Raw genomic sequence first — 1032 nt, forward strand, 5'->3', positions numbered from 1 at the left:
CAAGGAGAGCAGTATGGCACTTTGGGGTGGACGCTTCAGTCAGGGAGCCGATAGCCGGTTCAAACAGTTCAACGATTCGCTGCGGTTCGATTACCGCTTGGCGGAGCAGGATATTCAGGGCTCCATGGCCTGGGCCAAAGCGCTGGTGAAAGTGGGCGTATTGACCGCCGATGAGCAGGGCAAACTGCAACAGGCGATGGAGGTGCTGCTCGCCTCGGTGCAGCAGGATCCCCAGCAGATCCTGAGTTCGGACGCCGAAGATATCCACTCCTGGGTCGAGAGCCAACTGATTGCCGCCGTCGGCGATCTTGGCAAGAAACTGCACACCGGCCGCTCGCGCAACGATCAGGTCGCCACCGACTTGAAACTCTGGTGCAAGGCGCAGGGCGAGCTGCTGCTCGGCTCCATCACCGCCCTGCAGCAGGGACTGGTCGCCTCCGCCCGTGCCAATCAGGCCGCGGTGCTGCCCGGTTACACCCACCTGCAGCGGGCCCAACCGGTCACCTTCGCTCACTGGGCGCTGGCCTATGTGGAGATGCTGGAGCGGGACTACTCCCGGCTACAGGATGCCCTCAAGCGGCTCGACACCAGCCCGCTCGGCTGCGGCGCGCTGGCGGGCACTGCCTATGCCATCGACCGCGAAGCGCTGGCGCTCGACATGGGCTTTGGTGGCGCCACCCGCAACAGTCTGGATTCGGTCTCCGATCGGGATCACGTAGTGGAGCTGATGCACGTGGCGTCCCTCTCCATGACCCACCTGTCGCGCTTTGCCGAAGACCTTATCTTCTACAACACCGGCGAGGCGGGCTTTGTCGAGCTCTCCGATGCGGTCACTTCCGGCTCGTCGCTGATGCCGCAGAAGAAGAACCCGGATGCGCTGGAGCTGATCCGTGGCAAGACCGGCCGGGTGGTCGGCGCCCAGATGGGCATGCTGATGAGCCTCAAGGCGCTGCCGCTGGCCTACAACAAGGACATGCAGGAAGACAAGGAGGGGCTGTTCGATGCCCTCGACACCTGGCACGACTGCCTCGA

General features: G+C 63.8%; 1 protein-coding gene. It reads left to right on the plus strand.

The window, feature by feature from the left end; translation table 11 throughout:
* Positions 1-13: 13 nt before the first annotated feature.
* On the plus strand, positions 14-1032 hold a 1019-nt coding region (gene argH, locus G5358_RS21330; protein ID WP_421324907.1), incomplete at its 3' end, for an argininosuccinate lyase.

The organism is Aeromonas sp. 604176, from assembly GCF_049170755.1.
GTDB lineage: Bacteria > Pseudomonadota > Gammaproteobacteria > Enterobacterales > Aeromonadaceae > Aeromonas > Aeromonas veronii_A.